At 66.6% G+C, this 23099-nt stretch carries 27 protein-coding genes and 1 pseudogene; 18 read left to right on the forward strand and 10 right to left on the reverse strand.

The genetic code is table 11. The features are described 5' to 3' along the window. Nucleotides 1–149 precede the first annotated feature (149 nt). The 3 genes from OHB49_RS24590 to OHB49_RS24600 all read left to right on the forward strand — a co-directional run bounded on the left by OHB49_RS24590 (nt 150) and on the right by OHB49_RS24600 (nt 2427). Nucleotides 150–725 carry a hypothetical protein gene (locus OHB49_RS24590; RefSeq protein ID WP_329163057.1) on the forward strand — a complete coding sequence of 192 codons (576 nt, stop codon included), beginning with the start codon at nt 150–152 and terminating at the stop codon, nt 723–725. Nucleotides 726–939: 214 nt separating this feature from the next. Beyond that, on the forward strand, nt 940–1344 hold the full coding sequence (locus OHB49_RS24595; RefSeq protein ID WP_329163059.1) for a hypothetical protein: 405 nt from the start codon (nt 940–942) through the stop codon (nt 1342–1344). A gap of 636 nt (nt 1345–1980) precedes the next feature. After that, complete coding sequence (locus OHB49_RS24600; RefSeq protein ID WP_329166604.1) at nt 1981–2427, forward strand: hypothetical protein; 447 nt, start codon at nt 1981–1983, stop codon at nt 2425–2427. Between the two features lie 31 nt (nt 2428–2458). Here the strand turns inward: OHB49_RS24600 and yczR are convergent, their stop codons facing one another. Further along, nucleotides 2459–3850, reverse strand: coding sequence for a MocR-like transcription factor YczR (gene yczR / locus OHB49_RS24605; RefSeq protein WP_443079669.1), 1392 nt, complete (start codon nt 3848–3850; stop codon nt 2459–2461). A 121-nt stretch (nt 3851–3971) separates the two neighbouring features. On the opposite strand from yczR, the gene yczE reads away from it, so the two are divergent. Next, complete coding sequence (gene yczE, locus OHB49_RS24610; RefSeq protein WP_329163063.1) at nt 3972–4622, forward strand: membrane protein YczE; 651 nt, start codon at nt 3972–3974, stop codon at nt 4620–4622. 367 nt (nt 4623–4989) lie between these two features. Here yczE and OHB49_RS24615 read toward each other — a convergent pair whose 3' ends face one another. Further along, nucleotides 4990–5484, reverse strand: coding sequence for a hypothetical protein (locus OHB49_RS24615; RefSeq protein WP_329163065.1), 495 nt, complete (start codon nt 5482–5484; stop codon nt 4990–4992). A 216-nt stretch (nt 5485–5700) separates the two neighbouring features. Between OHB49_RS24615 and OHB49_RS24620 the strand changes: the two are divergent. Then, a pseudogene (locus OHB49_RS24620) lies at nt 5701–6093 on the forward strand (tyrosine-type recombinase/integrase); the annotation flags it as partial. 46 nt (nt 6094–6139) lie between these two features. Here OHB49_RS24620 and OHB49_RS24625 read toward each other — a convergent pair. From OHB49_RS24625 to OHB49_RS24640, 4 genes are all read right to left on the reverse strand, one after another. Next, a complete protein-coding gene (locus OHB49_RS24625; RefSeq protein ID WP_329163066.1) occupies nt 6140–6679 on the reverse strand; it encodes an AAA family ATPase in 540 nt (179 codons plus the stop codon). A 668-nt stretch (nt 6680–7347) separates the two neighbouring features. Continuing rightward, entirely contained in the window at nt 7348–8622 is a 1275-nt protein-coding gene (locus tag OHB49_RS24630) for a hypothetical protein (RefSeq protein ID WP_329163067.1), read from the reverse strand. Between the two features lie 41 nt (nt 8623–8663). After that, nucleotides 8664–9176, reverse strand: a complete 513-nt coding sequence (locus tag OHB49_RS24635; protein ID WP_329163069.1) for a SigE family RNA polymerase sigma factor — start codon at nt 9174–9176, stop codon at nt 8664–8666. A 712-nt stretch (nt 9177–9888) separates the two neighbouring features. Beyond that, nucleotides 9889–10050 carry a hypothetical protein gene (locus OHB49_RS24640; RefSeq protein WP_326607329.1) on the reverse strand — a complete coding sequence of 54 codons (162 nt, stop codon included), beginning with the start codon at nt 10048–10050 and terminating at the stop codon, nt 9889–9891. A gap of 112 nt (nt 10051–10162) precedes the next feature. Between OHB49_RS24640 and OHB49_RS24645 the strand changes: the two genes are divergently transcribed. The 4 genes from OHB49_RS24645 (at nt 10163) to OHB49_RS24660 (ending at nt 13496) form a co-directional block, all read left to right on the forward strand. Continuing rightward, nucleotides 10163–10504 carry a hypothetical protein gene (locus tag OHB49_RS24645; protein ID WP_329163071.1) on the forward strand — a complete coding sequence of 114 codons (342 nt, stop codon included), beginning with the start codon at nt 10163–10165 and terminating at the stop codon, nt 10502–10504. Between the two features lie 241 nt (nt 10505–10745). Beyond that, a complete protein-coding gene (locus OHB49_RS24650; RefSeq protein WP_329163072.1) occupies nt 10746–11327 on the forward strand; it encodes a YdeI/OmpD-associated family protein in 582 nt (193 codons plus the stop codon). A 237-nt stretch (nt 11328–11564) separates the two neighbouring features. Continuing rightward, nucleotides 11565–12515, forward strand: coding sequence for an alpha/beta fold hydrolase (locus tag OHB49_RS24655; protein WP_329163073.1), 951 nt, complete (start codon nt 11565–11567; stop codon nt 12513–12515). 300 nt (nt 12516–12815) lie between these two features. Continuing rightward, nucleotides 12816–13496, forward strand: coding sequence for a DUF4328 domain-containing protein (locus OHB49_RS24660; protein WP_329163075.1), 681 nt, complete (start codon nt 12816–12818; stop codon nt 13494–13496). A 407-nt stretch (nt 13497–13903) separates the two neighbouring features. Here the strand turns inward: OHB49_RS24660 and OHB49_RS24665 are convergent, their stop codons facing one another. Further along, a complete protein-coding gene (locus OHB49_RS24665; RefSeq protein ID WP_329163078.1) occupies nt 13904–14677 on the reverse strand; it encodes a calcium-binding protein in 774 nt (257 codons plus the stop codon). A gap of 551 nt (nt 14678–15228) precedes the next feature. On the opposite strand from OHB49_RS24665, the gene OHB49_RS24670 reads away from it, so the two are divergent. Next, nucleotides 15229–16281, forward strand: coding sequence for an outer membrane protein assembly factor BamB family protein (locus OHB49_RS24670; protein ID WP_329163080.1), 1053 nt, complete (start codon nt 15229–15231; stop codon nt 16279–16281). A 409-nt stretch (nt 16282–16690) separates the two neighbouring features. Next, complete coding sequence (locus OHB49_RS24675) at nt 16691–17032, forward strand: DUF5713 family protein (RefSeq protein ID WP_329163081.1); 342 nt, start codon at nt 16691–16693, stop codon at nt 17030–17032. A 137-nt stretch (nt 17033–17169) separates the two neighbouring features. On the opposite strand, the gene OHB49_RS24680 is transcribed toward OHB49_RS24675, so the two are convergent. The 3 genes from OHB49_RS24680 to OHB49_RS24690 form a co-directional block, all read right to left on the reverse strand. Further along, a complete protein-coding gene (locus OHB49_RS24680; protein ID WP_329163084.1) occupies nt 17170–17502 on the reverse strand; it encodes a hypothetical protein in 333 nt (110 codons plus the stop codon). A 504-nt stretch (nt 17503–18006) separates the two neighbouring features. Beyond that, nucleotides 18007–18414 (reverse strand): hypothetical protein, encoded by a 408-nt coding sequence (locus OHB49_RS24685; protein WP_329163086.1) that lies wholly within the window; start codon nt 18412–18414, stop codon nt 18007–18009. 79 nt (nt 18415–18493) lie between these two features. Next, nucleotides 18494–18961, reverse strand: coding sequence for an NUDIX hydrolase (locus tag OHB49_RS24690; protein ID WP_329163088.1), 468 nt, complete (start codon nt 18959–18961; stop codon nt 18494–18496). Nucleotides 18962–18979: 18 nt separating this feature from the next. On the opposite strand from OHB49_RS24690, the gene OHB49_RS24695 reads away from it, so the two are divergent. The 7 genes from OHB49_RS24695 (at nt 18980) to OHB49_RS24725 (ending at nt 23069) form a co-directional block, all read left to right on the forward strand. Further along, the gene (locus tag OHB49_RS24695) at nt 18980–19759 is read left to right on the forward strand and encodes a GntR family transcriptional regulator (protein WP_329163090.1); all 780 of its coding nucleotides are present in this window, start codon (nt 18980–18982) and stop codon (nt 19757–19759) included. A gap of 138 nt (nt 19760–19897) precedes the next feature. Continuing rightward, complete coding sequence (locus OHB49_RS24700) at nt 19898–20242, forward strand: SCO3933 family regulatory protein (protein ID WP_329163092.1); 345 nt, start codon at nt 19898–19900, stop codon at nt 20240–20242. Nucleotides 20243–20244: 2 nt separating this feature from the next. After that, a complete protein-coding gene (locus OHB49_RS24705; protein ID WP_329163094.1) occupies nt 20245–21603 on the forward strand; it encodes an FtsK/SpoIIIE domain-containing protein in 1359 nt (452 codons plus the stop codon). An 88-nt stretch (nt 21604–21691) separates the two neighbouring features. Beyond that, a complete protein-coding gene (locus OHB49_RS24710) occupies nt 21692–22354 on the forward strand; it encodes a DUF2637 domain-containing protein (protein WP_329163096.1) in 663 nt (220 codons plus the stop codon). 20 nt (nt 22355–22374) lie between these two features. Next, complete coding sequence (locus tag OHB49_RS24715; protein WP_329163098.1) at nt 22375–22569, forward strand: mobile element transfer protein; 195 nt, start codon at nt 22375–22377, stop codon at nt 22567–22569. 15 nt (nt 22570–22584) lie between these two features. Continuing rightward, complete coding sequence (locus OHB49_RS24720) at nt 22585–22740, forward strand: hypothetical protein (protein WP_329163099.1); 156 nt, start codon at nt 22585–22587, stop codon at nt 22738–22740. Nucleotides 22741–22763: 23 nt separating this feature from the next. Continuing rightward, nucleotides 22764–23069, forward strand: coding sequence for a SpdD-like protein (locus tag OHB49_RS24725; protein WP_329163100.1), 306 nt, complete (start codon nt 22764–22766; stop codon nt 23067–23069). Nucleotides 23070–23099: the final 30 nt, after the last annotated feature.

Here is a 23099-nt window from a genome sequence, read left to right on the forward strand (position 1 = left end):
TGGCATTGCAGCGTGTGCCGCCATGGTTTGCAAGTGCCCATCGAGACCCCGGGGTTCAACCGCGGGGAAGTACCGGAGGGCGCGCTGTGCCGGGCGGCGGCCGTTGGCGGGGGAAGTGGCCGCCGCCCCTCCGAGGAAGGAATACGGACGTGACTGTCATCGACAGGTCTCTCACGAGATTGCTGAAACAGCGGAGGCTCTTCCTCACACGCGAGCGGAGCGATGCCGCGGAGATCGTGTATGTATGCGTGGACGACGGGCTCCCCGGTGGCTATCCGGTCGGTTACGTCATCCCGTCGCGTACGGGGACCTGGTTCGCGTACGCCCGAGCCCGTCCCGGCCGCGTCTTCGCCAACGACCAGGTGGACGCAGGCCTGTTGAGCGTCGAAGAGGCCGTGCGCGCCGTCCTCGATCACGCCCGCTACGGGGACGTCCTGTTCGCCCTGGAACAGCGAGCCGGCTCCGACGCCACGTACACCGCCGAGGTGCACCGGGCCCACGCCACCTGGCTCGCCGCGCTCGCCGAGCCCGAAGGCATCACCCACCTCGGCAACGGCAGGGTCCGCTTCACCGGCCCCGCCGTCGCGTACCTGCGCGGCCTCCCGGAACGCCTGGGCTGCCACGTGGACGACGAGGACCGGATCCGGCTGGGCGGGGAGTCGTACCGGTTGACCCGCGAGACCCGGCACACCGGCGAAGCACGCTCTGAAGGAGGAACAGGCTGACCGAGGCTTGCGCAGGGGTGCGTCATGAAGTCCACGCGATGACCCGGCCTGCAGGCAACGAGACGCGACTGCCGTCAAATGATGCCGTGGGCTCCGATGCGCGTCGGACGGCAGCTTCCGAAGCCGACCGACATCGGATGTCGGCCAAAGTACTCGGGCGGAGTTGAGTACTTGCGCCCTGGTCGGCCATGGTACGAGCCGGAACGCTCGGGCCATGCGACAACGACTACTGAATCTGGTTCCCCAGCTGTTGGCGGTCCTCGTGCTGGCTGTGCTGGCGCCAGCGGTGTGGGCTGCCTGGCTGGGCTGGGACCAGCATCGTGACGTGCACCCTGACGGTTCGACGACCGGCCCGTACGAGGCGTGGCAGGTGATCGGGCTGGTGCTCACTCTGCTACCGCTGGTGTACGGGGCGGTATCCCGCCGCTACATCGCAGGTGCTGTGCTCGGCATCACGGTCGGCCTGACCATTGCCGCCTATTACGACTGGTCTGACGACTCCAGCGGCCTCTTCATGGTCGGCGTGGGGATGGTCATGGTGGGGAGCCTCGTCGTGACCGCCGTCGTATCCGTCGTGATCGCCTCTGTGAAACGAGAAGGCTCTCCGAGTCGCCGTTGATGGCTCAGTCAAGCGCCGGCGCGAGGGCCTTGGAGAACCAGTTCGGAAGATCCCGTATCGCGAACGGCAACTCCCAAATCGAGGGATCCGGTTCCATGCCCTGCCTTCTCGATGTAGTTGCGCGACGTTGCTCCGGCGACGGCGCGTGTGCCGAACCTGGCGGTTCCTCAACGCGCCGGCATTATGCGCCTCTTCGCCACGTCCTCCAGCAGGAGGTACCCGTACCCGCCTCCGTGTCGTCCGGCTGCACGATGCCCGGCAGGGCCGCGCGACGCTCCTCCAGGGCTCACCGCGGCTGGGGGCGCACGCCCCACGTCGTGATGGAGATCCTCGGGCACATTCGGATCAGCATCACCGTGGACGTCTACGCGCACGTCGTCCACGGTTGTGACCTGTGACCTGTGACCTGTGACCTGTGACCTGCGACCTGCGACCTGCGGCGATGCGCAAGGCCGCCGCCTCCTGGTCAATTCCCGTGCAACCAGGCTGATGTGTCCCAGTGCTACTAGATCCATGCCCGGGGGCGGCCCGGCCACTGGGGGACTGCTGGACCCCCGCTCTGCGCGTGCCGTTACAGTGCAATGCTTGTTCGATTCGCCGCGGGGTGGAGGGGGAGGGGTTGTGGGCACACAACTGATGGACAGCGCTGGGGAGTTGGCGAAGATACTGTGGCGGGAACACACCGTGTACCGGGAGCGGTCCGGCGGTGTGGTCATCCGGAGTGAGCATGTACGGCGGTGGATCAGCCTCGCTCCGGCGGGCGGCCAGGGCGAGGTCCTTGTACGCGCGGGGCGCATCCTGGACGGCGGCACCACCGCTCCGGCGCGTTCGGAAGCCGTGGTGCCCCTCTCCGCCGGTACAGGCGTGCTCGCCGCGACCTGCCGTCGCCTGCTCGCCGAGGCGGCGGCCGATGTGGCGCCGGTCGCGCCGAGGCGGGCAGCGCCTGGGCGGTCCAAGCAGGCCGGGAAGGCCGCGCGGCCCAAAGGCAGTGGGAAACACACCAGTTTCGGTTCATGGGTGATCCTCGCCTGCGTCTCCGGTGTGATCGCCCTGTACGTCTACAACTCCGCGATGCACGGCTAACTGGTTGTTGCGGTCGTGACGTTGCCGACGCTCATGCAACGGGCGCGGGGCTGTGAGCTCCTGTAGCGCCTCGGGTGAGTGCCTGTTCTGCCTGTGCGAGTCTGAGGATTGCCTGGGTCAGCTGACTCGGAGGGAGCGTGTACGGCAGTCGGATGTTGCGTTCGAACGCGCCTCCGACCCCGAATCGTGGTCCGGCTGCGATTGACACTCCGTAGTCGGGCGCGATTGCGGCCAGCCGTGAGCTGATGGGCTGGGGGAAGGTTGCCCATAGCGTCATGCCGCCGGCTGGTTGCGGGGCGTGGAGGTCGGGCAGGTGCTCGGTGAGTGCTTCGCGCAGTGCGTCGCGTTGCGACCTCAGCTGCTGGAGTGTGCCGGGCCGCTGGGTCTGGTCTTCGTTCAGGAGGATGGCTGTGGCGAGCTGCTCGACGACAGGGGTGCCGAGATCCGTGGCGTAACGGGTCTGTTGGACGCGTTCCAGGAGAGAGGGCGTTGCGCGGATCCAGCCGATGCGTAGTCCGCCCCAGATGCTTTTGGAGACCGAGCCGATGCTGATGGCGGTCGGCATGTGGATCGCGAAGGGCTCCGGGCTTGCTCCGTCCAGGGCCAGGTCGGTCATGGTTTCGTCGATGACTGTGGGACACGCGAGTCTGAGGCTCTGGCGGACGCTCGGAGGCATGCACAGCCCTGTCGGATTGTGAAAGTCAGGTATCAGGTAGGCCAGACTCGCGATTCGGCTTGCTGCGTGGAGTTGCGCAGTGTCCCAGCCTGAAGACGTTACGGCGACGGGTAGAAGACGAGCCCGCGCCTCAGTGAACGTGCTGATCGCGTGCGGGTAGGTCGGATGGTCGATCAGGATCTTGTCGCGTGGCGACACGAGTGTTCGCACCAGAAGGGCAAGCGCGTGCTGCGCGCCGTTGGTGATCAGGATGTGATCGGGCGGGGTGGGCAGTCCGCGCCGTTGATACCGGTTGGCCACTGCTTCGCGCAGCTCTGAGGTGCCGTTTCGGTCGTAGCCGTGCCGCTCGAAGTGTCGTGGTAGCTGTTCGAGAGCGGCTGCGAACGCAGCGTGAAGGATTTCGACAGGCGCGGGAGGCGCAGCGAAGGACAGGTCGATGGTCGCCGAGTTCGTGCCGGCCTGGCGCTCGGGTGGCGTGTCATCGGGGAGCCGCACGGTCGCCCTGGCGCGCGCCCGTGTGGCGAGGTATCCGTGCTCGACCAGAGTGCGGTATGCGGTGCCGACGGTGGTTCTGCTGGTGGAGAGTGCGATGGCCAGGTCACGCTCGCTCGGCATGGCCGAGCCGAGCGAGAGACGTCCATCCAGGACCAGCAGCCGCAACCTGTCGGAGAGGCGTTGATGCGCCGGCCCGGGCCCTTCCTGCCAGGTCCCCAACATGCGTGCTACCACGTGCGAAGTAACTTTCACCCAGCCAGCATAATCAATCTGGCTATGGAACCCAGGTCCAGATGCCCCACAGGCTTGCCCTATGGCACCTCCTGCTTCCGCTGCGCACCCCTCCACCCCGGCTCGTCACGACCAGCCCCTCATGACCCGCATGAACGCCTTCGCCCAAATCCGGGCGGGCCGAAAGGCGCGTCGTATCCCTCAGCTATTGGTCGGCTTGGTGGGGTACGGGGCCGCCGTGATGATGCTCGTCCAGACCGGGCTGGGACCAGCCAGCTGGAACGTGCTCACGGAGGGCGCTGCCAAGGCTCTTGGATTCTCCTTCGGCTGGACGACAAACCTGATCTCCGTATTTGTGCTTCTCGCATGGATTCCCCTGCGAGAGCTGCCTGGCCTGGGCACACTCTTCAACGTCGCCATCGTCGGCTTCGCCGCAGATGCCACCGCCACCGTGCTCCCCCACCCCCAGGGGACACTTGGCGAGATCGGATACCTCGTACTCGGCCTCGTCGCACTGGCCTTCTTTGACGCGCTCTACCTCGGTGCACAGTTCGGAGCGGGCCCCCGCGACGGCATCATGACCGGACTCGTCCGGCTCACCCGCCTGCCCATCGCGGCGGTGCGCACCGGCATCGAAATCACCGTCGCCGGCGTCGGCTGGCTTCTGGGTGGAACTGTCGGGGTCGGAACCGTGCTCATCGCACTGTGCATGGGGCCCCTCGTCGGCTACTTCCTGCCACGCGTAGCGGTTCGCCTCCCCGCCGTCGCCGCAGACGAACGGCACAACCGATGAACGTGTTCCGGGTACCTGGACACGTGAAGGGCGGCGGAGCGGCTCGACCCGGATAGAGGTACCCAGCGGGAGGTGATCAGCCACATAGGCCGCCCGCTCAAGCGCCGTCTGCCGGGTGCCTGAGGCACAACTGCCGTCAAATGGTGCCGTCAAAAGGCCCCGGACCGTGATCCGTCCGGGGCCTTTTGCCTGGTGCCCCCGGCAGGATTCCAACCTGCGACCCCGCTTCAGGGGCGAGGTGGGGCGAGTTGGGCCCTGGCCTGCGGCAGGACGATTTCGGTGGATGCTGACTGCTGTCGCTACCAGCCACCGCAGTTCCCCGTGGATCCCCGCCCGATCTGGCGCGGTCGTGGCACGTCGTACCTCCTCAACGGCGGCCCAGCCGGGGGCGCGAACCTACGCGCGCCGGCATAGCCAGTTCGGCCCGCAGTGCGTCTTCCAGCGCTGAAAGGCCATCCTCCACACCCTGAAGTGGCCACTCGTCCGCCGTTGAGGAGCTGTCGGAGATCACTGTCTGGACGCGAAGCAGGGCACGGTGCACGTCACTCACAGCGGAACGAACCTCGTCGCCAGATATGAGAGATGCCTCGACGATCCACTTGTAAGCGGTCGACCGGTTGTCGAAGAGCTTCCCGTCGTCCTCATCCTTCAGGATGGAGGCCAGCGAGTCGTGCCAGCCATAGAGCCTGATCAAGAGGTCCCTGTACAGGCCCTTCTTGTCATCCAGCCAGCGCACCTGTTCTGCATGCAGTCGTTGCTCATGCTGGATACGTACCTGTCCGCGCTGAGCAAGCCATGCGCCCGCAAAGCCGGTTACAGCTCCCACCGTTGTGCCCGCAAGTCCGACCAGCGCTGCTTCCATGACAGCTTCCTAGCAGAAAACCGACTCTGCGAGCAGAGAAAGATCAAGGTCGGTGGAGTCTCAATGGTCGAGTCAAGCGCCGGATCCCGGAAGAGGCTCCGAGAACCCGCGACGGACGCCGACCCGGACAGAAACTGTTGCGATCATACGGGTAATTGAACGCGTTCAATAGGCATGGCAGGATGTCACGCAGTGGTCGCCGCTCTGGCGGGCCGCTTGCCGCTCCCGGCGATGTGCATCCCGCCGCTGCGCTGGCATCGGATGCGCCAGGCGGCCGCGAAGCAGCGTGCGGCGGAGTCCTGGGAGGAGAACGGCCACGTCTTCACCACCCGCACCGGTCGCCCGGTCGAGCCGCGCAACGTGTACCGCTCCTTCACCCGCGTCGCCGACTCCGCCGGCCTCCGCGTCGTCCGGCTGCACGATGCCCGGCACGGCTGCGCGACGCTCCTCACCGCGGCCGGGGTCGCGCCCCGTGTCGTGATGGAGATCCTCGGGCACAGCCAGATGAGCATCACCATGGACGTCTACACGCACGTCGTCCACGACACGCAGCGCGAGGCCATCAGCCACATGGACCGGCTGCTCAAGAGACGCCCAGGCCCTGAGTGAGGTTTTCTCAGGGAGAAGAGCCTCCGGCACGCCTGGGTCAGCTGGTCTACACGCGGGCGGCAGAGAGGTTGTCGAGAATCGCCGAGACCGTCTCGTCCGGTGTCTGCTCCGAGGTGTCCAGCCAGAGTCCGATGCGCGGGGTCTCCTTGCGTAGGGCGTGGTCGAGAGCCTCGACCGTCCAGAGGCCGTACCCGGTCTTCGGGCGCATCACTTCTCTGGTTTGCACGGCTGCGGCGGAGGGAGCCAGCACGATGACGTACAACGGGCGTGTACGCACCCTGGCAACATACTGGGGCAGGTCTTTCCCCAGGACGATGTCCTGGACGACCGCAGTCCATCCGTGGCGCGCGTACTCGTCGGCCACGAGCGCGGACAGCCGGTAGCGCAGTTCCAGTTGGGCCCTGGCCTCGACGGTCTCCTCGGGCAGCAGTTCCTCCCGGCCGGAGACCATCATTCGTCGGAAGACGTCGCCTCGCACGTGAGTGGCCCGGTGCAGCTGCCCGGCCAGAAGGTCGGCCACGGTGGACTTCCCCGCCGCCATCACACCGGTGATCAGGACGACTGCGGAACCCAGTTCGGTGTCCACGCGGACCTTTCGCTCACAGATGGCCTGTAGATGCGTGAGCCCCAATTCGGAGGCAAGCGTGAGGCCCTTGGTAGGACAGGTCTCACCACAAGATCATGTCTGCTGAAACCAGAGGCTTCACGGTGGTCACCTATGGTGCCACGCTCGATGTCCCGTGCCACGTGGTGCGGCGATATAGCCCGCGCCGCACTCGTCCTCAACGGAGTATGGAAGTGACCGCGGTTGAGGAAACCTCACTGACCACCCCCGTTGATGTCAAATGTCAAAGGCCCCGGACCATGATCGGCCCGGGGCCTTTTGCCTGGTGCCCCGGCAGGATTCGAACCTGCGACACCCGCTTTGGGAGTTCGACCGCGCCATCTACTCACCCGGGTGCCGAACCTACGGCACGGTGCAGTGCGGATCCCGGGATGCGATCAAGATCGCTCCGGTTTGCCGGCGTTGCCGTCAGAGACTGCCGTCATGCGACTCGTAGAGGGCCCGCGTGACGGCTGAGCGGGACGTCGCGCAGGCGCACGGCATACACGACGGCGATCCGCCGAGGCCGGCAGATTCAGGCAACAGCGCCGCGCAACGCTCACCTGTGCGACACGAAGAGGGAGACGGGCACCCTGAAGGGTGATCCGCCTCCCGAACTACCGGAAGGAGCAGGTGCGCTGCCTACGGCCCTACCTTCCGGCCCACTTCCCGCTCGTGGCGACCGACTTCAGCTGCTGCATGGTCAGCGCGGGTGTCTGCCGCGTGGCCTTCGCGTTCTGGGATCCGGAGTTGAACGCGGACACCACGACCCGGAGGCCGTCCGTGCGGATGGTGTCGGCGGTCCACATCACCACGCCCGCACCGCCCTTCTCGCCCGGGCCCTGATGCGTGACGACCTTCGTCCCGTCCGGCAGCACCTCCGCCCCGGACCCGAACAGCTCCCCCTCCACGTCGGACATGTTCGGCTGCACGTTGATCTGCACCAGGCTCGCGCCCTTACCGTCATTCACGACGACGTACGCGTATCCGTCGTCACCGTGCTCGGAGGCCACCTTCGCGGACACGGGCAGCAGCGCCTTGAGCTTTCTCAGGATCGCCTGGCCGTCCTGCCCCTGCGCCGGCGGCTGCTGTACCGGCTCCGGGGCCGCCTTTCTCAGAGCGTTCATCACGGGCCGCCACGCGTCGGAGGTGACGAGTCCCTTCAACTGCCCAACGGTGAGCGGGGGTTCGGCCCGTGAAACATCGGCGCCCTTCTCTGCGGGCGCGTTCCACTCGCTGGCATCGACCGTGTAGCCGTCGGGGGTCACGAGATAGGCGTGCCACCACTTTGTGTCCACGCGCTTGTCAGGGTATTCGTACCCGCGCAACACCATCAGGCGCGAACCGTCGGCAAGCGTCTCATTGCGGCAGGAGTCGTACGGCACGAAGATCTTGTCGGGGCATTCGAGCTGCTGGACCGCCTGCGTGCCGTCCGGGTCGATGGCGCCGACGCTCACGCCGATCGCAGCCTTGCCCTTGCCATCGTCGAAGACCAGGTGCGCCGATGGCCCGAACCGGTCGGCCGTGCCACGCCCTGTCTGCCCGCTGACTTTCCCCTCTGGCAGCAGCCCCTCCAACCTCTCGATCACCTGCTGTGCCGAGAGCTGCGGCCCCTTGCCGGGCGACGACTTCGTCGAAGGGCCGGTCTCCTGCACCTTCGGCTGCGCGGCCACGCCCGACCTGCCCTGCCCCGAGCTGTCGCCGAACGCCCCTGTGGTGTACGACGCCCCGAACCCCACGACGGCGAGCGCCGCGACGCTGCCGGTCACGGCCGCGACCCGCCTGCGCCGCAGCCCCCGCCGGCCGCGCGCGACGCCGCCGTCCACCAGGGGGAGCCCCTCCACGGAGAAGTCCTCCCCGGTGCGGCGTAGCGCGTCACCGAGCCCGCCTTCGAACGGGTCCAGGTCCTCCCGCTTTCCAGACATGCCAAACCACCACCGTTTCTCGTAAAAGTCAGTCGGGCTGATCAGTGCGCGGCGAACTCTCCGATGTTGTCGCCTAGTTGCACCCTCAGACGGGCGAGTGCACGGGTACTGCGGGTGCGTACGGCTGCGGAGCTGACGTTGAGGACGTCCGCAGTCTCCGTGACGGACCGGTCCTCCCAGTACCGCAGCACGACCACCGCCCGGTCCTTCGCCGGCAGCTTCCGCAGCGCGTCCAGGAGCATGAGCCGCAGCGAGGCGTCTCCCTGCGCGGCCGTCTCCGATACCTCGGGAATCTCGTCGCTCGGCCGCTCCCCCGACGAACGCCGCCGCTGGTGCGCCAGAAAGACACGCACAAGAACGGTCTGCGCGTACGCCGCCGGATTGCCGAGTTTCGACGACCGGCCCCACACCACATACATCCGCCCGAGCGTCTCCTGCACCAGATCCTCGGCGAGATAGGTGTCGCCGCTGGTCAACAGGCATGCCGAACGAAAGAGATGCCCCATGCGGGCCGCCGCGAACTCCCGGAAGCCGCTCTCCTGGGACCGTCTCATCCGCCGAACTCCCCCTTGCCTCGTCGCCTACACCATTTAGATGCGGTGGGGGCGGCGGGATGTTTCACCCGAGTTGCTTCCTCTCTCCGCGAGCTCATCGGCGAGTGGTTCCCGCAGCGCCCCAACCACCGAGGTGGCAACGGGCCTAGGCCGAGCCGGACGGTCCGTTCGGCGTCGACGATCTCTGCCGAGGTCGCTCCCGGCCACGGGGCTGCCCGGCTCAGCGGCGCCATCACCTTCAGCCACTGATCCAACCGATCCCAAGACCGCTGCAACGGCCCCCTGACAGCACCCAACCCCCAGCCCCACGACGGAGACGGACAGACCGAGATGATGTCATCCGCCCTAGCCACAGCGGGCTACCGACTTGCATCTGGTGCGCTCGCTCAGCCGCGCATGCCGCCCTGTGTGTCGCGCCGCTGCGTTGGCATCGGCTGCGGCAGCGGGAGACGTTCGCGGCCTCGGGCGTCGCATGGTTCGAAGCTGGATACATCTTCGTGCGGCTCTGCCTCAGCTCTAGTCCACGATCTTGAAAACCGTCGTGGCAGCGATGTCACCGTGGGTTCAAATCCCACACCCACCGCAGGTGAACGTCTCCTGACCAAGTAACTCGGTCAGGAGACGTTCTCGTGAGCGTCGTCCGCCAGCGACCGCTGTTCCCCGCTGTTTCCCGACCGAACGGGCACGAGAGGGGCAAGCCGACTGGCCATCTCTAGACGGCGAGCAGCCCAGCGAGCATCAAAGCCGCCACCGCAGAGAAGACCCGCAGCTTCCTCCAGCCCGGTCCCGAAGCCTGGCGGGTCAGCTCCCAGATGCCCACCAGACCGCCACCAAGGCCCAGCGCGCTCCGCAGCAGGAAAGCGATGGTGTGCACCGGGCGCCTCCAGAGGCCTTCGAACGGACCGGAAGGCTATCCCTAGTGGCGGTCGCGTGGATGGCCAGCCCCGTTCACGCTTGTTGATGTCAGTCACTGATGTCAGCTCACCGTGCCGCTCACCGTCGTCGCCCTGGCAGAGGAGGCCGGCGTCCCGCGCAACGCGCTCACCCAGCGCCACCTGGACCTGAAGAGGGAGTTCTACGCCAAGGTCAAAGAGCGCGGCCAGCCGACCGACGCGGAAGCACGCGTGCGCAAGCAGATCGTGAAGCTCAAAGAACTGAGGGACGCAGACAAAGCCGAGCTCGCCGAGCTCCGGGCCGACCGAGAGGCCCTTATCCGAGCCGTCAACCAGCTGACCATCGAGAACCGGCAGCTCCGCAAGCAACTGACCGACCCGGATCCGGTGGTGCACGTCCTGCCCACTCAGCCCCGGCCGCCCGGCCGGGGCTGAGTACGTTCCGCCCTGCGCAGGGCCCGGCGGTGCTTCACGCTGCGACGCCGAGTTCCTTGCGGGTCCGGTGGATGAAGTCACGGACGGCCGGCTCGCGCCGCCACGGGGCGAGGGCCGTGTTGAACTCGCGGACGTAGTCCAAGCAGGGCGAAGCTCGCCAAGTAGTGAACCGGTCAGGCCGCCTGAGCAGGTCGCTTGATTAGGTCACCATCTGTCCTAAATGGCCTCTAGTCTGCGGTTTATGCAGAAACGCGAGGACGGCGTCGAGATCCTTGCCCCCGCGAGCCCGGCCGAGCTGGAGGCGTGGCTCGAAGAGCATCACGGGGAGAAGGCCGCGCTCTGGGTGAAGATCGCCAAGAAGCATACCGGCATCCCGTCGCTCACCTGGGAAGAGATGGTCGACACGGTGCTCTGCTTTGGCTGGATCGACGGTCAGCGGCGAGGCTTCGACGACTCGTACTTTCTGCAGCGCACGACACCCCGCCGCCCCCGCTCCGCCTGGTCGCAGGTGAACGTCGACAAGGCCGAGGTCCTGATCGTGGCAGGCCGGATGCGCCCCCGCGGCCTGGCCGAGGTCGAGGCGGCGCGGGCGGACGGCCGCTGGGAGACGGCTTACGCCTCGCAGAAGAACGCCACCGCACCACCGGATCTCATCGAGGCGCTCGACGCGAATCCGGCGGCGCGGGCGTTCTACGAGACGCTCGGCAAGTCCGACCAGTTCGCCCTGTACCTCGGTCTGGTCACCGCCCGTACCGAGAAGACGCGGCTGGCCCGCTTGGAGCGGATGGTCGCGTCGATGGCAAGGTCCGAGCGGCCATCATGATCGACCGCTCGGCCAACGCGCAGATCAAGGGCATCAAGGCCCGCGGAGGCTTATAGGGAGCCCCAAGAAGGCCCTGTCACGAAGCGTAACCGTCGTCTCGCGTCTCGGCGATCTCAGTGTCAGGCTTTCATTCCGCACAGGGGCCCCCACGCAAAGAGTTCGTGATTCAACAGACAGCCCGAACTCTTCGGGAACTTCACCTAAGCCCAATCACCCCGAAAGGCATAAGGAAACACGATGACCAATTCTAGCGATTTCCCCAAGCCCACCATTGTTCCGGTCAACGGCGTGGAACTCGAAGTCTTCGAAGCAGGACGAGAAAACAAGGGAAAGCCCATCGTGCTCTGCCACGGCTGGCCTGAGCACGCGTACTCCTGGCGTCATCTGATGCCCGTCCTCGCCGCAGCCGGCTACCACGTCATCGCACCGAACCAGCGGGGTTACGGCAACTCATCCCGCCCGGCCGAAGTGACCGACTACGACATCGAGCACCTGTCGGGCGACCTCGTCGCGCTCCTCGACCACTACGGATACGAAGACGCCACCTTCGTCGGCCATGACTGGGGTGCGTTCGTCGTCTGGGGACTGACCCTGCTGCACCCCAACCGTGTGAACAAGGTGATCAACCTGTCCTTGACTTACCAGGTGCGCGGTGAAAAGCCGTGGATCGAGGTCATGGAACAGTTCCTCGGCGGCGACTTCTACTTCGTCCACTTCAACCGGCAGCCGGGCGTTGCGGACGCCTTGTTCGATGCCAACCCCTCCCAGTTCATCCGCAACCTCTACCGGAAGAACGTTCCCCCGGCGCCCCCTGAGCCGGGCATGGCATTTATCAACCTCGCCAAGGCGGAAACACCCCCCGGTGAGCCGATCATGAGCGACAGCGACCTGGCCGTCTACATCTCCGGGTTCGAAACGTCGGGATTCACCGGCGGAATCAACTGGTACCGGAACCTCGACCGCAACTGGCACCAGCTGGCGGACGCGGACCCGATCATCAAGCAGCCCGCCCTCATGATCTACGGCGACCGGGACCCCTTCGGCCCGAGGTTCGAAAAACTGGCAGAGTTCGTGCCCAACGTGGAAGTTGTCGGCCTGGACTGCGGGCACTGGATCCAGGAGGAAATGCCTGAGGAAACAAACCAGCTGATTACCAAATGGCTGGAACAGCAGGATGCCACCGTCTGAGTGGTCGATTTCTGGACTCTTGCCGTTGGCGCCTGCGGTCAGCCGGTGAATGCCTTGATTTCCGTTTCCACGGAGACGGCAGCGGGGGTCAGGTCTCCATCGAGCGAGTCCAGAACCAGTCCAAGGGCGGCCTGCGGGTAGTACGCGCGCCCGTCCAGTGGCCGGTCGCCTGCTTCAACACGCAGAACTTGACAGGGAAGTCTTGATCTGGCGAGACGCTGTGGCATCAGCTTCCTTGGGAGTTAAGATCCGCTGCCGACCTGCGGGAAGTCCGAACGGGCGGCTTCCAGGGGGTGTGAAGTGGCTGAAGCCGTTAGGGTGCCGCGCGGACAGGCCCGGTTTGCCTCCGCCGCGCTCGCCGTGTTCGCGGTGGTGACTGTCGCGGCTGGGCTGGCAGCGTGGCACAAGTACCAACTGCTGGCGGGATCGCTGGCGCCGGGACCGTACGTCGACAACCCATTGGTCGAGGTCGACACATATTTCAGAAACCTGATGGGCTGGCGGACAGGTCTGCTCCTCGCGGCCCTGCTTCAGTTCAGCATCTGGCTCGCCGACATGCGCGAAGTCGCGGATGTGCTCTGGCGCCAGGGCCAGCGTCGGCACAGGGCGTGGCTGGTCTTCGGCTGGGTGATCCCGGTGGCGCAGCTCTTCATACCCAAGATGTTCATCAACGACCTGTGGGCTGCCAGCCGGCCGAAATCGCAGCGTCGTCGCGGACATCCCCTGCTCACGGCATGGTGGCTGTCCGTCCTCGTCGCGGCGAACGCATACAACGATGCCCCCAAGGCACTGAAGAAGGCGGTCACCGCCAGCCAGGCTCGCCATGCCCTTCGACAGATCATGTTCAGCGATGGTTTGGACATCTGTGCCGCTGCGCTCTCGGTTGTCGTCGTGTGGCAGCTCATTCGCAGGTTGGAGAGCGCCACACTGACTGCGATGCCGCCCGCTGAGGTCTGCCCGACGGGTCAAGCGAAGTCCTGAGGATCCCTCAGTAGCCGAAGAACCGACACGCCGGGTTCCCGACCTGCGGTCACGTCATCGATCAACGCTGTGACCTGCTGCTTAGCTGTCGGCAGTTGTCACCTTGGTCATCGTTGAGCGCCCTTCCACGGCCTCCGGAGGGCGCTCCGTGGTGCGATGACATCCGCTTTAGGAGTTCGATCCCGCGCCTGCGTGGCTGCGGTCCAACCTGTGCGCGGGTGCCATTGCCGGGCGCTGCCGTATGCCGCCGTCCGGGCTCGTTGATGTCAGCGTTGGATGTCAGCGGAACAGCTGCGGCTGCTGGGTGACGGCCCAGCCAAGCAGCTGACGGCCCCAGCACAGCATCAAGCCCTCCATCGACGGAGAACCCGTTGGTGGGGGGCTTGATCAGTGCGTGATACCTCTGTCTACCGCACGTCTGCGTAGTCGCCGGCGGTCTTGACCGTCGCGGTCGTGCTGGTGCCGGAGAAGTAGTAGCGCCAGTAGCCGTCGCTGGCAGCTGTCGCGGTGGTCTTCAGGTTGCCGGTGCTGTTGGTGTACACGGTCTTGACCGTCGTGTAGGTGTCTGTTCCCGCTTTGCGGAACTGCAGCTTGACCGGCTGATTGGTGTAGCCACGGTAGTCGTGGGTCTCCCAATTGGCGCGGGTCAGTTTGCCGGTGACGGTGATGGTCTTGCCCTTGGTGACCGGCTCCGGCGAAGCGTTGACGCTGAGCTTCGAGTAGCGCTGGATGTTCGTGTACTTGTAGGCATCCAGAGAGATGCCGCCGTTGCCCTTGTCGTAGGCGTCGACGCCGACCTTCCACTGCCCGGCCCAAGAGTTCTTCTGCAGGTCGCGGGGGTTGAGGGTGAAGGGGACGACGCAGGTCTTCGTCGCGGCGTCGACGGCTGTGCACGTAGGACGGCCGAACGGCACCGTCATGTCCGTGTCTTCTTCCTTGGGGCCGCCGTGCCACACGAACACGCGGGCCGTTGCGATTCCGTCCGGATCGGTGGCGGTCACCGAAGCCGAGAAGGTGACCTCGTTGGAGATGCCGACCACGATGGGCTTGCCACCGTTGACCGTGACGCTGGTGATCGTTGTGTCGCCGCCCCACGACTCGTCGGCCTGAGCCGTTGGAGCGCTTGCGACGGCGAGTGCCAGGGCGCCGGACAGAGCGGCACCTATGGCGATTGAGCGCATGTAGTCCCCAGGAAATCAGGCCTGCTGGTCGAGCCCCCGCCGCAGGCACCACGATGGATGGAGGGAGAGTACTGCGTTCACGCTAACTTGGCTGATTCTCCACCTGCACGTCAGTCGTCACACCCAGCGCGATCAACATCGCGGAGGACCGGACCACCCGGCGAGCCACGGCAACCACACCGCAGCCCTTGTGCTGCCCTTCTGCGGAAGGTGAGAATCCCTCAGCCATCGGGTCACGGTGATCAGGGGCAGGGCCGGGGGCTGTTGTGGCGCGACGGATGAATTTGCTGGGAGAACCAGGAGTGGGGCTGTCGGGGGGACCGGGCAAGCCTGTTCCGAACGTTGCGGAAGTGCGGGCGCTGGCCCGCGGTCAGGTGTGGGGTCTGCTCATCGCGCTGCTCCTCCTCGCGATGAGCCACTTGTGGGTGCACAGGCACCAGCCACGGGACGTGGTCACTGGAGCCCACGGCCCCTTTCCCGCCGCGTTCGGCGCCGGGGCCCCGGTCGCGCCTGAACGCGTCGTACGTCGGATTTCGGCATTCGATGAAGCCTTGGTCCACGGACTGTACGTACGGCAGACAGGTTCGCTCTCCGGCGTGACTGCGGTGAACGTGCGGACCGGCAAGGAGTACTGGCGCTACGAGCGCCCAGACTCGGAGACCGGTGTGGATACGTTCGACGTGTCGGAACGCACCGTGGTGGCCGCCTTCGGCGACGGGAGGTTCGTCGGCGTCGATCTGCGCACGGGCAAGCCGCTGTGGCACGTAGACATCCAGCATGCCAAGGGCTATCGGACCACGGCGCTCGCCGGCGGCCAAGCTCTCACCGAGGCCCCCGGTGCCGTGCGTGCCTTCGCCGAGCGCGACGGCCGGAGTCTGTGGACTGCGAAGACGCCCAAATCCTGCCCCGACGGACTCGTGATCACTGCGTACGCCCTGCCGGGCCACCTGAGCGTCGTCCCTTTGGTCTGCAACGTGACGAGCCCCAACAGGGGCATGTACAACCTCCTGCTCGGCATCGACAACCGCACGGGCAAGGTTCTGTGGCAGCAGCACACCGCGGCCCCCAGGCTGATGGTCAGGGGAGGCGAGCACACGCTGGTCATCCCCGATCCGGACCACCCGCCGGCCATTCAGCTGCTCGACGCGAACCGCCAAGGGGCCACTGTGCGCGCTCTCACTGCCGCGGATGCGTGGGACGCGGTCGCCGCGGGAGGCGGCATCGTAATGTCGGCCATCGACCCCGGTGACCGATCCGAGGAGGACCACGACACTCTCCTGCGCGCCTACGGCACCCGGGACGGACACCTTGCTTGGCAGCTGCGGGCGCCGACCGGCCAGGAGTACGGGTTCCCCGAGATCGCCGACGGCCGGGTGTACGTCGTACGCCAGCCGTTCCTCACGGGGAAGGACACGGGTCGCCGGATCCGCGCCGATCTGCTCGTCCTCGACTCGGGCACCGGGCGTCTGCTCCACACCCTGCGGCTGCCGGCCATGACCGTTCCGGACGAGAGCAGGGGACTCGACGTACGTGACATTGGCGACGGGGCGGTGAGCATCGGCTGGCGTGACGATGAGGGAGGCGTGCTGATGGCCGCGGACTGACCCCTCCCTCGTCGCGCGCACCTCGCGATCACCCAGCCCAATGGGCCTGGTGGCGCGTGGCGCGTCTTTCCGCATGAGGTCAGCGGAGTCTCAACGGCGAGGCAAGGCTGTCAACAAACTTGAAAACCGTCGTGGCAGCGATGTCACCGTGGGTTCAAATCCCACACCCACCGCAGATGAACGGCCCCTGACTAGGAAATACAGTCGGGGGCCGTCGTCATGGGCATTGCCTGTAGGACACCGCTGTTCTCCGTGGTTCCCCGGTCTATCGGGCACGGATGGGGCACGACGCTAGGGCCTGTTGCGAAAGTGCTGGTCGCGACCCATCTAGGCACACATGGGCGGCGTCGCTTTGTCAGTGGTCTGGTGCATGATCGGCGCGTCAGTTCTTCTACGGGGTTGGGGCGCTATGTCGATCACGAACGAGCAGGTAGCGGGGCGTGCGTTTCTGCAGCCGCTGTACGCGGACACGTACTTCCCCGATCACGTCGTCGACAAGGGCAGGGCGATTCTGCTTCGGCTGTGCGAGCGGATTGAGGCTGAGCAGCCGTCGGATCTGGCGGCCCTGTATGTGCTCACACAGGCCGCAACGGAGGAGTTCAACCTGCTGGAGGCGGAGTTCGAGGCGGCCGGGAGTGAGATCGAGACGGTAGCGCGCGAGGAGATCGCTGAGGACTTCTGGTTTGTTGCGTCGGCCTACGGCTTCGCGGATGCGGACGTAGAGGAGTTGATCGCCACCCGGTATTGGTGAGCGACGACTCGGCTGCCGGTCACAGCCACTCGTTGAGGACTGCGACCAGCACGGTCGCCTCGTATCGGAAGGCGAGCTTGTCGTATCTCGTGGCGAGCATGATCTTCAACGATCAAGATCCGCTTTCGCAACAGACCCTAGGGCGTGATCCAATCTGCCCAACCAAAGGTGAACTTGTATGCGGCGCGTACGGCGTCCCGCCCTCGGCTACCGGCCAGGAGTGCTACAGCCAGGGCGACGACGAACAGCGCGGCAAAGGCACCAGCGATGATCACGCCCGTCCTCGGCGACCAGACCACTCCCACGAAGACGCTTGCGATGATCGTGATCGCCAAGCCCATGTGGGCAATGGGCAGTTCCACACGAAACAGATCCCGCATCGCGCCCCGTGATACCTGCATGTCTGCGTTGTAGCGCGCTCTTGCCGCATCAGGATCGGCGTTCGATCCCTCCGGCCATTGCTGGTCCACGAGCATCCTCCCCCTTCGCCCCTGGCCGGGAGCTTAGACCTCGGGCTTGTCCCCATCACCTCAGCCCACGACTCTCCCCAGCTCCCATCCCGTCCGCCTTCGGCCCACACATCGTGGAGCGGGCGTGGTTCAGGGCGTCAAGGTGGAGCGCGCCACTGTACGAACGACCTTGACGCCCTGGGCCGCGACTGCTCGGCTTTGCCTGGGTCGAAGACGGTCGGGATGGGAGCCCACAACGCTCACCACGATCCGGCCGGCACTCGCGAACGGCGCCCCGACCCATCCCGGAGTCTGAGCGCCCCGCCGGAGGCATGTCCTATGCCTTGCGGTTCCCTTCGGTCAGGCTCTCTCGCTCTAGTTGCGCGACCGGCGTAGCCGGGGCCCAGAGCGGGGCGGAGACAGGAGCGCAGGGCCCCGGCGGTGAGCCGGGGAGCGCGCGACGAGCGGAGCGAGGAGCCTTGATGAAGTAGGGAAACTCTTACCGCGCTAGCTCACCGGGAGTGATCATTCGCCATTCTGGCGGCTACTGGCCCTCTCGGCCTCGATAAAAGACCGAGCCCGCTTCAACATGGACTGTCGCCAGAGCTGAGGGTCGGAATCGTAGACGGCGCAGTTCGCCTGCCATCGGCTGAACTCATCGCTGATGTCCTTGATCGAGCGGCACCAGGCGATGCCCTGTCCATGTCTCGCGAGCCCGGGGTGCTGCGGGTCGACACTCAGGTCAAAACCGTGCAGGTACTGCAGGGCTGTCAGGACCAAGGGATCCGGGTAGTCGGTATTACCGGGGCCTTCCACCCAGGGAACGGTCCAGGCATGGGCAGCCTCGCGGCTCAGGTGGCCAAAGATCAGCGACTTCCAGCGAGCCGATACTTCTTCACGGTTGGGCGGCGGAAGCGCATTGAAGTCGTTCACGCCCCGAGCGTCCCAGCGAGGTAAGCGCCGAAGCCACTGACTTTTCTGCTCGTGGGCATCGTTCGGTGCGGCTGTACGGTCACCGCGCCGTCGTTAGTCGGTGGCCATCGTGGCTCCTGACATGTGGTCCTGCCCCGTCCAGTGCATCGAGCAGCCGGATCGCGTAGACCTCCGCCATCCGCTCGGTGACCTCTTCCGAAGTGAGCCAGTCAACTGCCGTCGATTCCGCGGAGGTTCGCTCGGTGCCACCTGACGGCTTGCAGCGGAACACCAGGGCGACGATGCCGCGCGTCGTGTTCTTGTAGACCCCTGTGAGCTCGTCGACCTCGACCCGGATGCCAGTTTCTTCCCAGACCTCTCGGGCCACGCCATCCTCGGGGGCCTCGGTAAGTTCGAGGACTCCGCCCGGAAGCTCCCAAGTCCCGTTGTCCGCTCGGCGGATCGCCAGCAGTCGCCCGTCCTCGCGCACCACTGCTCCCGCTACCGACACGGAGTGCAGTGGCGTTGACTGGGTCTCGCGGGCGCTGTTACTCATATACAGGAGCATAGGAGAGTGAGAAGGACTATGGGAACAGCGGTAGGAGGTGGCAGGGCCGTACCTCGATACGTTCAGATCGCCGACGAGATCATTCAGCAGATCCGGGCTAGTGTCCTCAAGCCTGGTGACATGGTGCCGAGCGAATCCGAGCTGGTCGAGCGCTACGGCGTCTCCGGCGGGACGATCCGCAAAGCAATGGTGGAGGTCCGGGCCAGCGGCTTGGTGGACACCCGCCACGGCAAGGGCTCGATGGTGAAGGACCGACCGCCTGTCCGGCTGCGTTCCTCGGACCGCTTCCGGGCCTCGCATCGTCGGGGCGGCAAGGCCGCGTATCTCGCCGAGTCGGCGCAGTCCGGTGCCACGGCCAAGGTGAGCGTCCTCTACATCGGCCCCATGGAGGCCCCCGAAGACATCGCCAAGCGTCTCGATGTTCCGGCCGGCACTCAGGTCCTCGCCCGGCGGCGCCTCTACTTCCGTAATGGCGTGCCGGTGGAGACGGCCACCTCGTACCTGCCGTGGGATGTGGTCAAGGACATCCCCGAATTGTTCGCCGAGAACCCCGGTCCTGGCGGTATCTATGCCCGCCTGGAGGACGACGGCCACACCTTCGCCGAGTTCGTCGAGACGCTGCAAGCGCGCCCGGCCGCCAAGGCCGAGGCATCCGAACTGGCGCTGAGCTCCGGCGCACCTGTCGTTCACCTCCTCCGCGACGCGATCACCGACGCCGGGCGTGTGGTGGAGGTCTGCGACACCCTCATGGCCGCTGACCAGTTCGTTTTCGAGTACCGCATCCCCGCGTCCGACTGACGCCCGCTCAACTGCCCTCAACCCGCCGGGACTTCTTCGCCTCGGCGGGTTGACTCATGTACAGGAGTCATGCACTCTTCTTCATGTCACTCATATACATGAGTGATGGAGTTCAGCACTTCTAGAGGAGTGATCTCTGTGCGTCAGATTCCCGTCGACACCTCCGCCGCATCCGTGATGGTGGCCCAGTCTCCGCAGCCGAAGATCAAGGACCGCCGCACCGGTGAGGTCGCCACCGACACCGAGACCGGGGGCACGCTGATGACCGTGAGCGTGATGTTCGCGGCCAACGACACCGTGGAGCTCCTGCCCGTGACCGTCCCGGAAACCGGCATCTCCGGCGACCTGGCGATGGGCACCCCGGTAGCACTCACCGGCCTGATCGCCCGGCCGTGGGAGCGAGATGGTCGCCATGGCATCGCCTTTCGCGCCGTCGCCGTCACCTCGCTGACAGCCGGTGCCACGAAGCCCAAGGCGGCCTGATCATGTCGTGGCTGACCGTCCTGCTGGTCCTGGTTGTCGTCACCGCGGGTCTCCTGCGGTGGCGGCGCCCCGCCTGGTACTGGCTGACTTTCGGCGTCGCCCTGGCCACGCTGCGCGTTCTGATTCGCTACGGGTCGGTCATGGACGCCTGCGGGCTGACCGTTCCTCCGTCCCGGTGGCGGATCGCCGTCGCCCGGATGGCCAACCGGCCCGCTCCCGAGTCTCGTGCGCCGCGCATCCTGCGGGTTCGGCCGACTCGGACCGGCCTGGTCTTACGGCTGGGGCTCCGCCCTGGTCAGGACGCGTTCGACGTGGCCGCGTCCTGCGACCGATTGCGGCACTCGTTCGCGATGTACGGCGTCACCTCGCGGGAGATCCGCTCGGGTGTCGTCGAGTTGCGGATGACCGGTTACGACATCCTCAAGCGTGTGCAGATGCCCGCAAGGGTGTCCACTGCTCCGATGCGTGTTCCGGTCGCTCTGCGCGAGGACGGCGCCGTGCACTACCGCGACTACCGCACCACTCCGCACGCTCTGACGCTCGGCGCCACGAAGTCGGGCAAGTCGGTCTACCAGCGCAACCTGGTAGCTGAACTCGCCTCGCAGGACGTTGCCTTGGTGGGCATCGACTGCAAGCAGGGTGTGGAGCTGTTCCCGCTGGCCCGCCGGTTCTCCGCGTTGGCGGACAACCCCGACACCGCCGCCGAACTCCTCGACGCGCTCGTCTCCCACATGGAAGGCGTCTACCAATTGATCCGTGCTGAACAGCGCATCACCGCCGACGTCCCGGACGCGGAGATAGCCGCCGACATCTGGGACCTGCCCGACCACCTGCGCCCGACCCCGATCGTCCTCCTGGTCGACGAGGTCGCCGAACTCGCCCTATTCGCCACCAAGGACGAGGAGAAGCGCCGGGACCGGATCATCACCGCGCTCGCCCGCCTGGCCCAGCTCGGCCGCGCCGCCGGCATCTATCTGGAGATCTGCGGGCAGCGCTTCGGCTCCGAACTTGGCAAGGGCATCACTATGCTGCGCGCCCAGCTCACCGGACGCACCGCACACCGCGTCAACGACGAGACCTCCGCCAACATGGCCTTCGGCGACATCGCCCCGGACGCTGTCCTGGCCGCGATCAGCATCCCGACCGAGACGCCCGGCCTCGCCGTCACCGGAGACTCGTCCGGCGGCTGGGCCCGTATCCGCACCCCGCACACCTCGATGCGCCAGGCCGTCAACGCCTGCAACCGGCACGCCCACCGCACCCCGGCCGTGCCCGGCCTCGCCGCCTTCCGGCCCGAGCTGCCCGCTGCGGTCTCGCTGGTCAAGATCCCGGCCCAGGCCGAGGCACCAGCCTCCGTCTGACCGACCCCGCACCCCGGTCGGCGCGACCGTCTCGCGCCACGCCCCTACCCCCGCCATGCCCAAAACGCCCCGCAAAGGAGGTGAAGACATGACCCGCTCTCCCCGCATCGACGCCGTCCTGGTGCAAGCCGTGATCGCCGGGGCCTTGTCCTTCGCTCACCTGCACGACCTCGCCGCCGCTGCCGGACAGACCGGATGGAAGGCATGGGCCTACCCAGTCAGCGTCGATCTGCTCCTGGTCGCCGCCTGGCGTCGACTGCGCAATGACGGTCCCTCTCGGCTGGCCTGGTGCTGGTTCCTGATCGCCCTCGTCGCCTCGCTCGGCGCCAACGTCGCCACCGCCGGGTTCCTCGACCTGGCCCACCCGCCCGCCTGGCTCCGCTTCGGTATCGCCGGTTGGCCCGCGCTCGCCTTCCTGGGCGGAACTCTCCTCGCCCACTCACCGGCCGTCGGCGACCACGACTCCGCACCGGAACCCGAGTCGGTCGAGCGTGTGCCGGCCAAACCGGCTCCGGCACCGGAGCCCGTACTCGTCGAGCTGCCGGAGCCTTCACCGGCCCTGCCCGTCGCCGAGTCCACTTCCGCCTCGGCGTCAGACGTGCCGGTCCCGGCCGCTCTGGTCGACCACGCCCGCAAGGTCGCCGACGACCACCGCACCCGTACCGGCGTCCCGATCGACACCGACACCCTGCGCGCCCGCCTCGGAGTCCCCGCCCCAATGGCCGAGGCGATCGCCGCCCAACTCGCCTGACCGGAGAGGAGACCGCCGCCATGGCCGCACAAAACCACTTCCACTCAGTGATGCGGATCGGCCCCGTGCAGATCGGCACCCACCGCGACCGGCACGGCCGCACCAAGCACGCCGCCGTCTGCACCTCCGACCGCTGCGGCTGGTCCGCCGACTACTCCAGCCAGTCGGCCGCTCAGCTCGCCGCCCGCACCCACCGCTGCCGCATCACCCACTGATCGGAGACCACTGCCATGGACGTCCCGCTCTGGCTCGCCCTGATTGTCGTCGGCGCCCTCGGGATCAAGCTCATCCGCCCGCCCTGGTGGCTCGTCGCCGTGCTCCTCCTCGGCGGCTTCCTCCTCGCGGACAGCCTGCTCGCGCCGGTCATCGACACCGCCATCAAGTAGCCCACCGCAGAAGGAGATCGCTCATGTTCAGTCCGAAGATCCCCACCATGCCGACCCCGACCGGCATCGTCGCCCCGCCCGTCGTCGAGCCGACCACCGTTGTCCAGCACACCCCGGCCTCCGTCGCCCCGGCGGCACCCGCTCGACCCACCGTCCAGATCACACCCGGCGCCCTGGTCGCCCTCGTCGGGGGCGGTACCGCCGTGGTCCTTGTCGTCGGCGCCGTCCTGGTCTCGATGCTCCTCGCGGTCGCCATTACCGCGGCCTCCGTCGCCGTGTGCGCGCTTGTCGCTCGCTCGCTGATCGCCTCCGGGACGAAGCGCCACTGACCGGCCCCCGGGCGGCCTCGATACCGCCAA

The organism is Streptomyces sp. NBC_01717, assembly GCF_036248255.1.
Taxonomy (GTDB): Bacteria; Actinomycetota; Actinomycetes; order Streptomycetales; family Streptomycetaceae; genus Streptomyces.

Bases quoted from the DNA above. Each gene is read 5' to 3' on its own strand.
- OHB49_RS24705 (WP_329163094.1), top strand. From the start codon at position 20,245: ATGTCGTGGCTGACCGTCCTGCTGGTCCTGGTTGTCGTCACCGCGGGT.
- OHB49_RS24675 (WP_329163081.1), top strand. From the start codon at position 16,691: ATGTCGATCACGAACGAGCAGGTAGCGGGGCGTGCGTTTCTGCAGCCG.
- OHB49_RS24710 (WP_329163096.1), top strand. From the start codon at position 21,692: ATGACCCGCTCTCCCCGCATCGACGCCGTCCTGGTGCAAGCCGTGATC.
- OHB49_RS24725 (WP_329163100.1), top strand. From the start codon at position 22,764: ATGTTCAGTCCGAAGATCCCCACCATGCCGACCCCGACCGGCATCGTC.
- OHB49_RS24600 (WP_329166604.1), top strand. From the start codon at position 1,981: ATGGACAGCGCTGGGGAGTTGGCGAAGATACTGTGGCGGGAACACACC.
- OHB49_RS24695 (WP_329163090.1), top strand. From the start codon at position 18,980: ATGGGAACAGCGGTAGGAGGTGGCAGGGCCGTACCTCGATACGTTCAG.
- yczE (WP_329163063.1), top strand. From the start codon at position 3,972: ATGACCCGCATGAACGCCTTCGCCCAAATCCGGGCGGGCCGAAAGGCG.
- OHB49_RS24665 (WP_329163078.1), bottom strand. From the start codon at position 14,677: ATGCGCTCAATCGCCATAGGTGCCGCTCTGTCCGGCGCCCTGGCACTC.
- OHB49_RS24690 (WP_329163088.1), bottom strand. From the start codon at position 18,961: ATGCTCCTGTATATGAGTAACAGCGCCCGCGAGACCCAGTCAACGCCA.
- OHB49_RS24595 (WP_329163059.1), top strand. From the start codon at position 940: ATGCGACAACGACTACTGAATCTGGTTCCCCAGCTGTTGGCGGTCCTC.
- OHB49_RS24655 (WP_329163073.1), top strand. From the start codon at position 11,565: ATGACCAATTCTAGCGATTTCCCCAAGCCCACCATTGTTCCGGTCAAC.
- OHB49_RS24720 (WP_329163099.1), top strand. From the start codon at position 22,585: ATGGACGTCCCGCTCTGGCTCGCCCTGATTGTCGTCGGCGCCCTCGGG.
- OHB49_RS24650 (WP_329163072.1), top strand. From the start codon at position 10,746: ATGCAGAAACGCGAGGACGGCGTCGAGATCCTTGCCCCCGCGAGCCCG.
- OHB49_RS24715 (WP_329163098.1), top strand. From the start codon at position 22,375: ATGGCCGCACAAAACCACTTCCACTCAGTGATGCGGATCGGCCCCGTG.
- OHB49_RS24630 (WP_329163067.1), bottom strand. From the start codon at position 8,622: ATGTCTGGAAAGCGGGAGGACCTGGACCCGTTCGAAGGCGGGCTCGGT.
- OHB49_RS24615 (WP_329163065.1), bottom strand. From the start codon at position 5,484: ATGGAAGCAGCGCTGGTCGGACTTGCGGGCACAACGGTGGGAGCTGTA.
- OHB49_RS24635 (WP_329163069.1), bottom strand. From the start codon at position 9,176: ATGAGACGGTCCCAGGAGAGCGGCTTCCGGGAGTTCGCGGCGGCCCGC.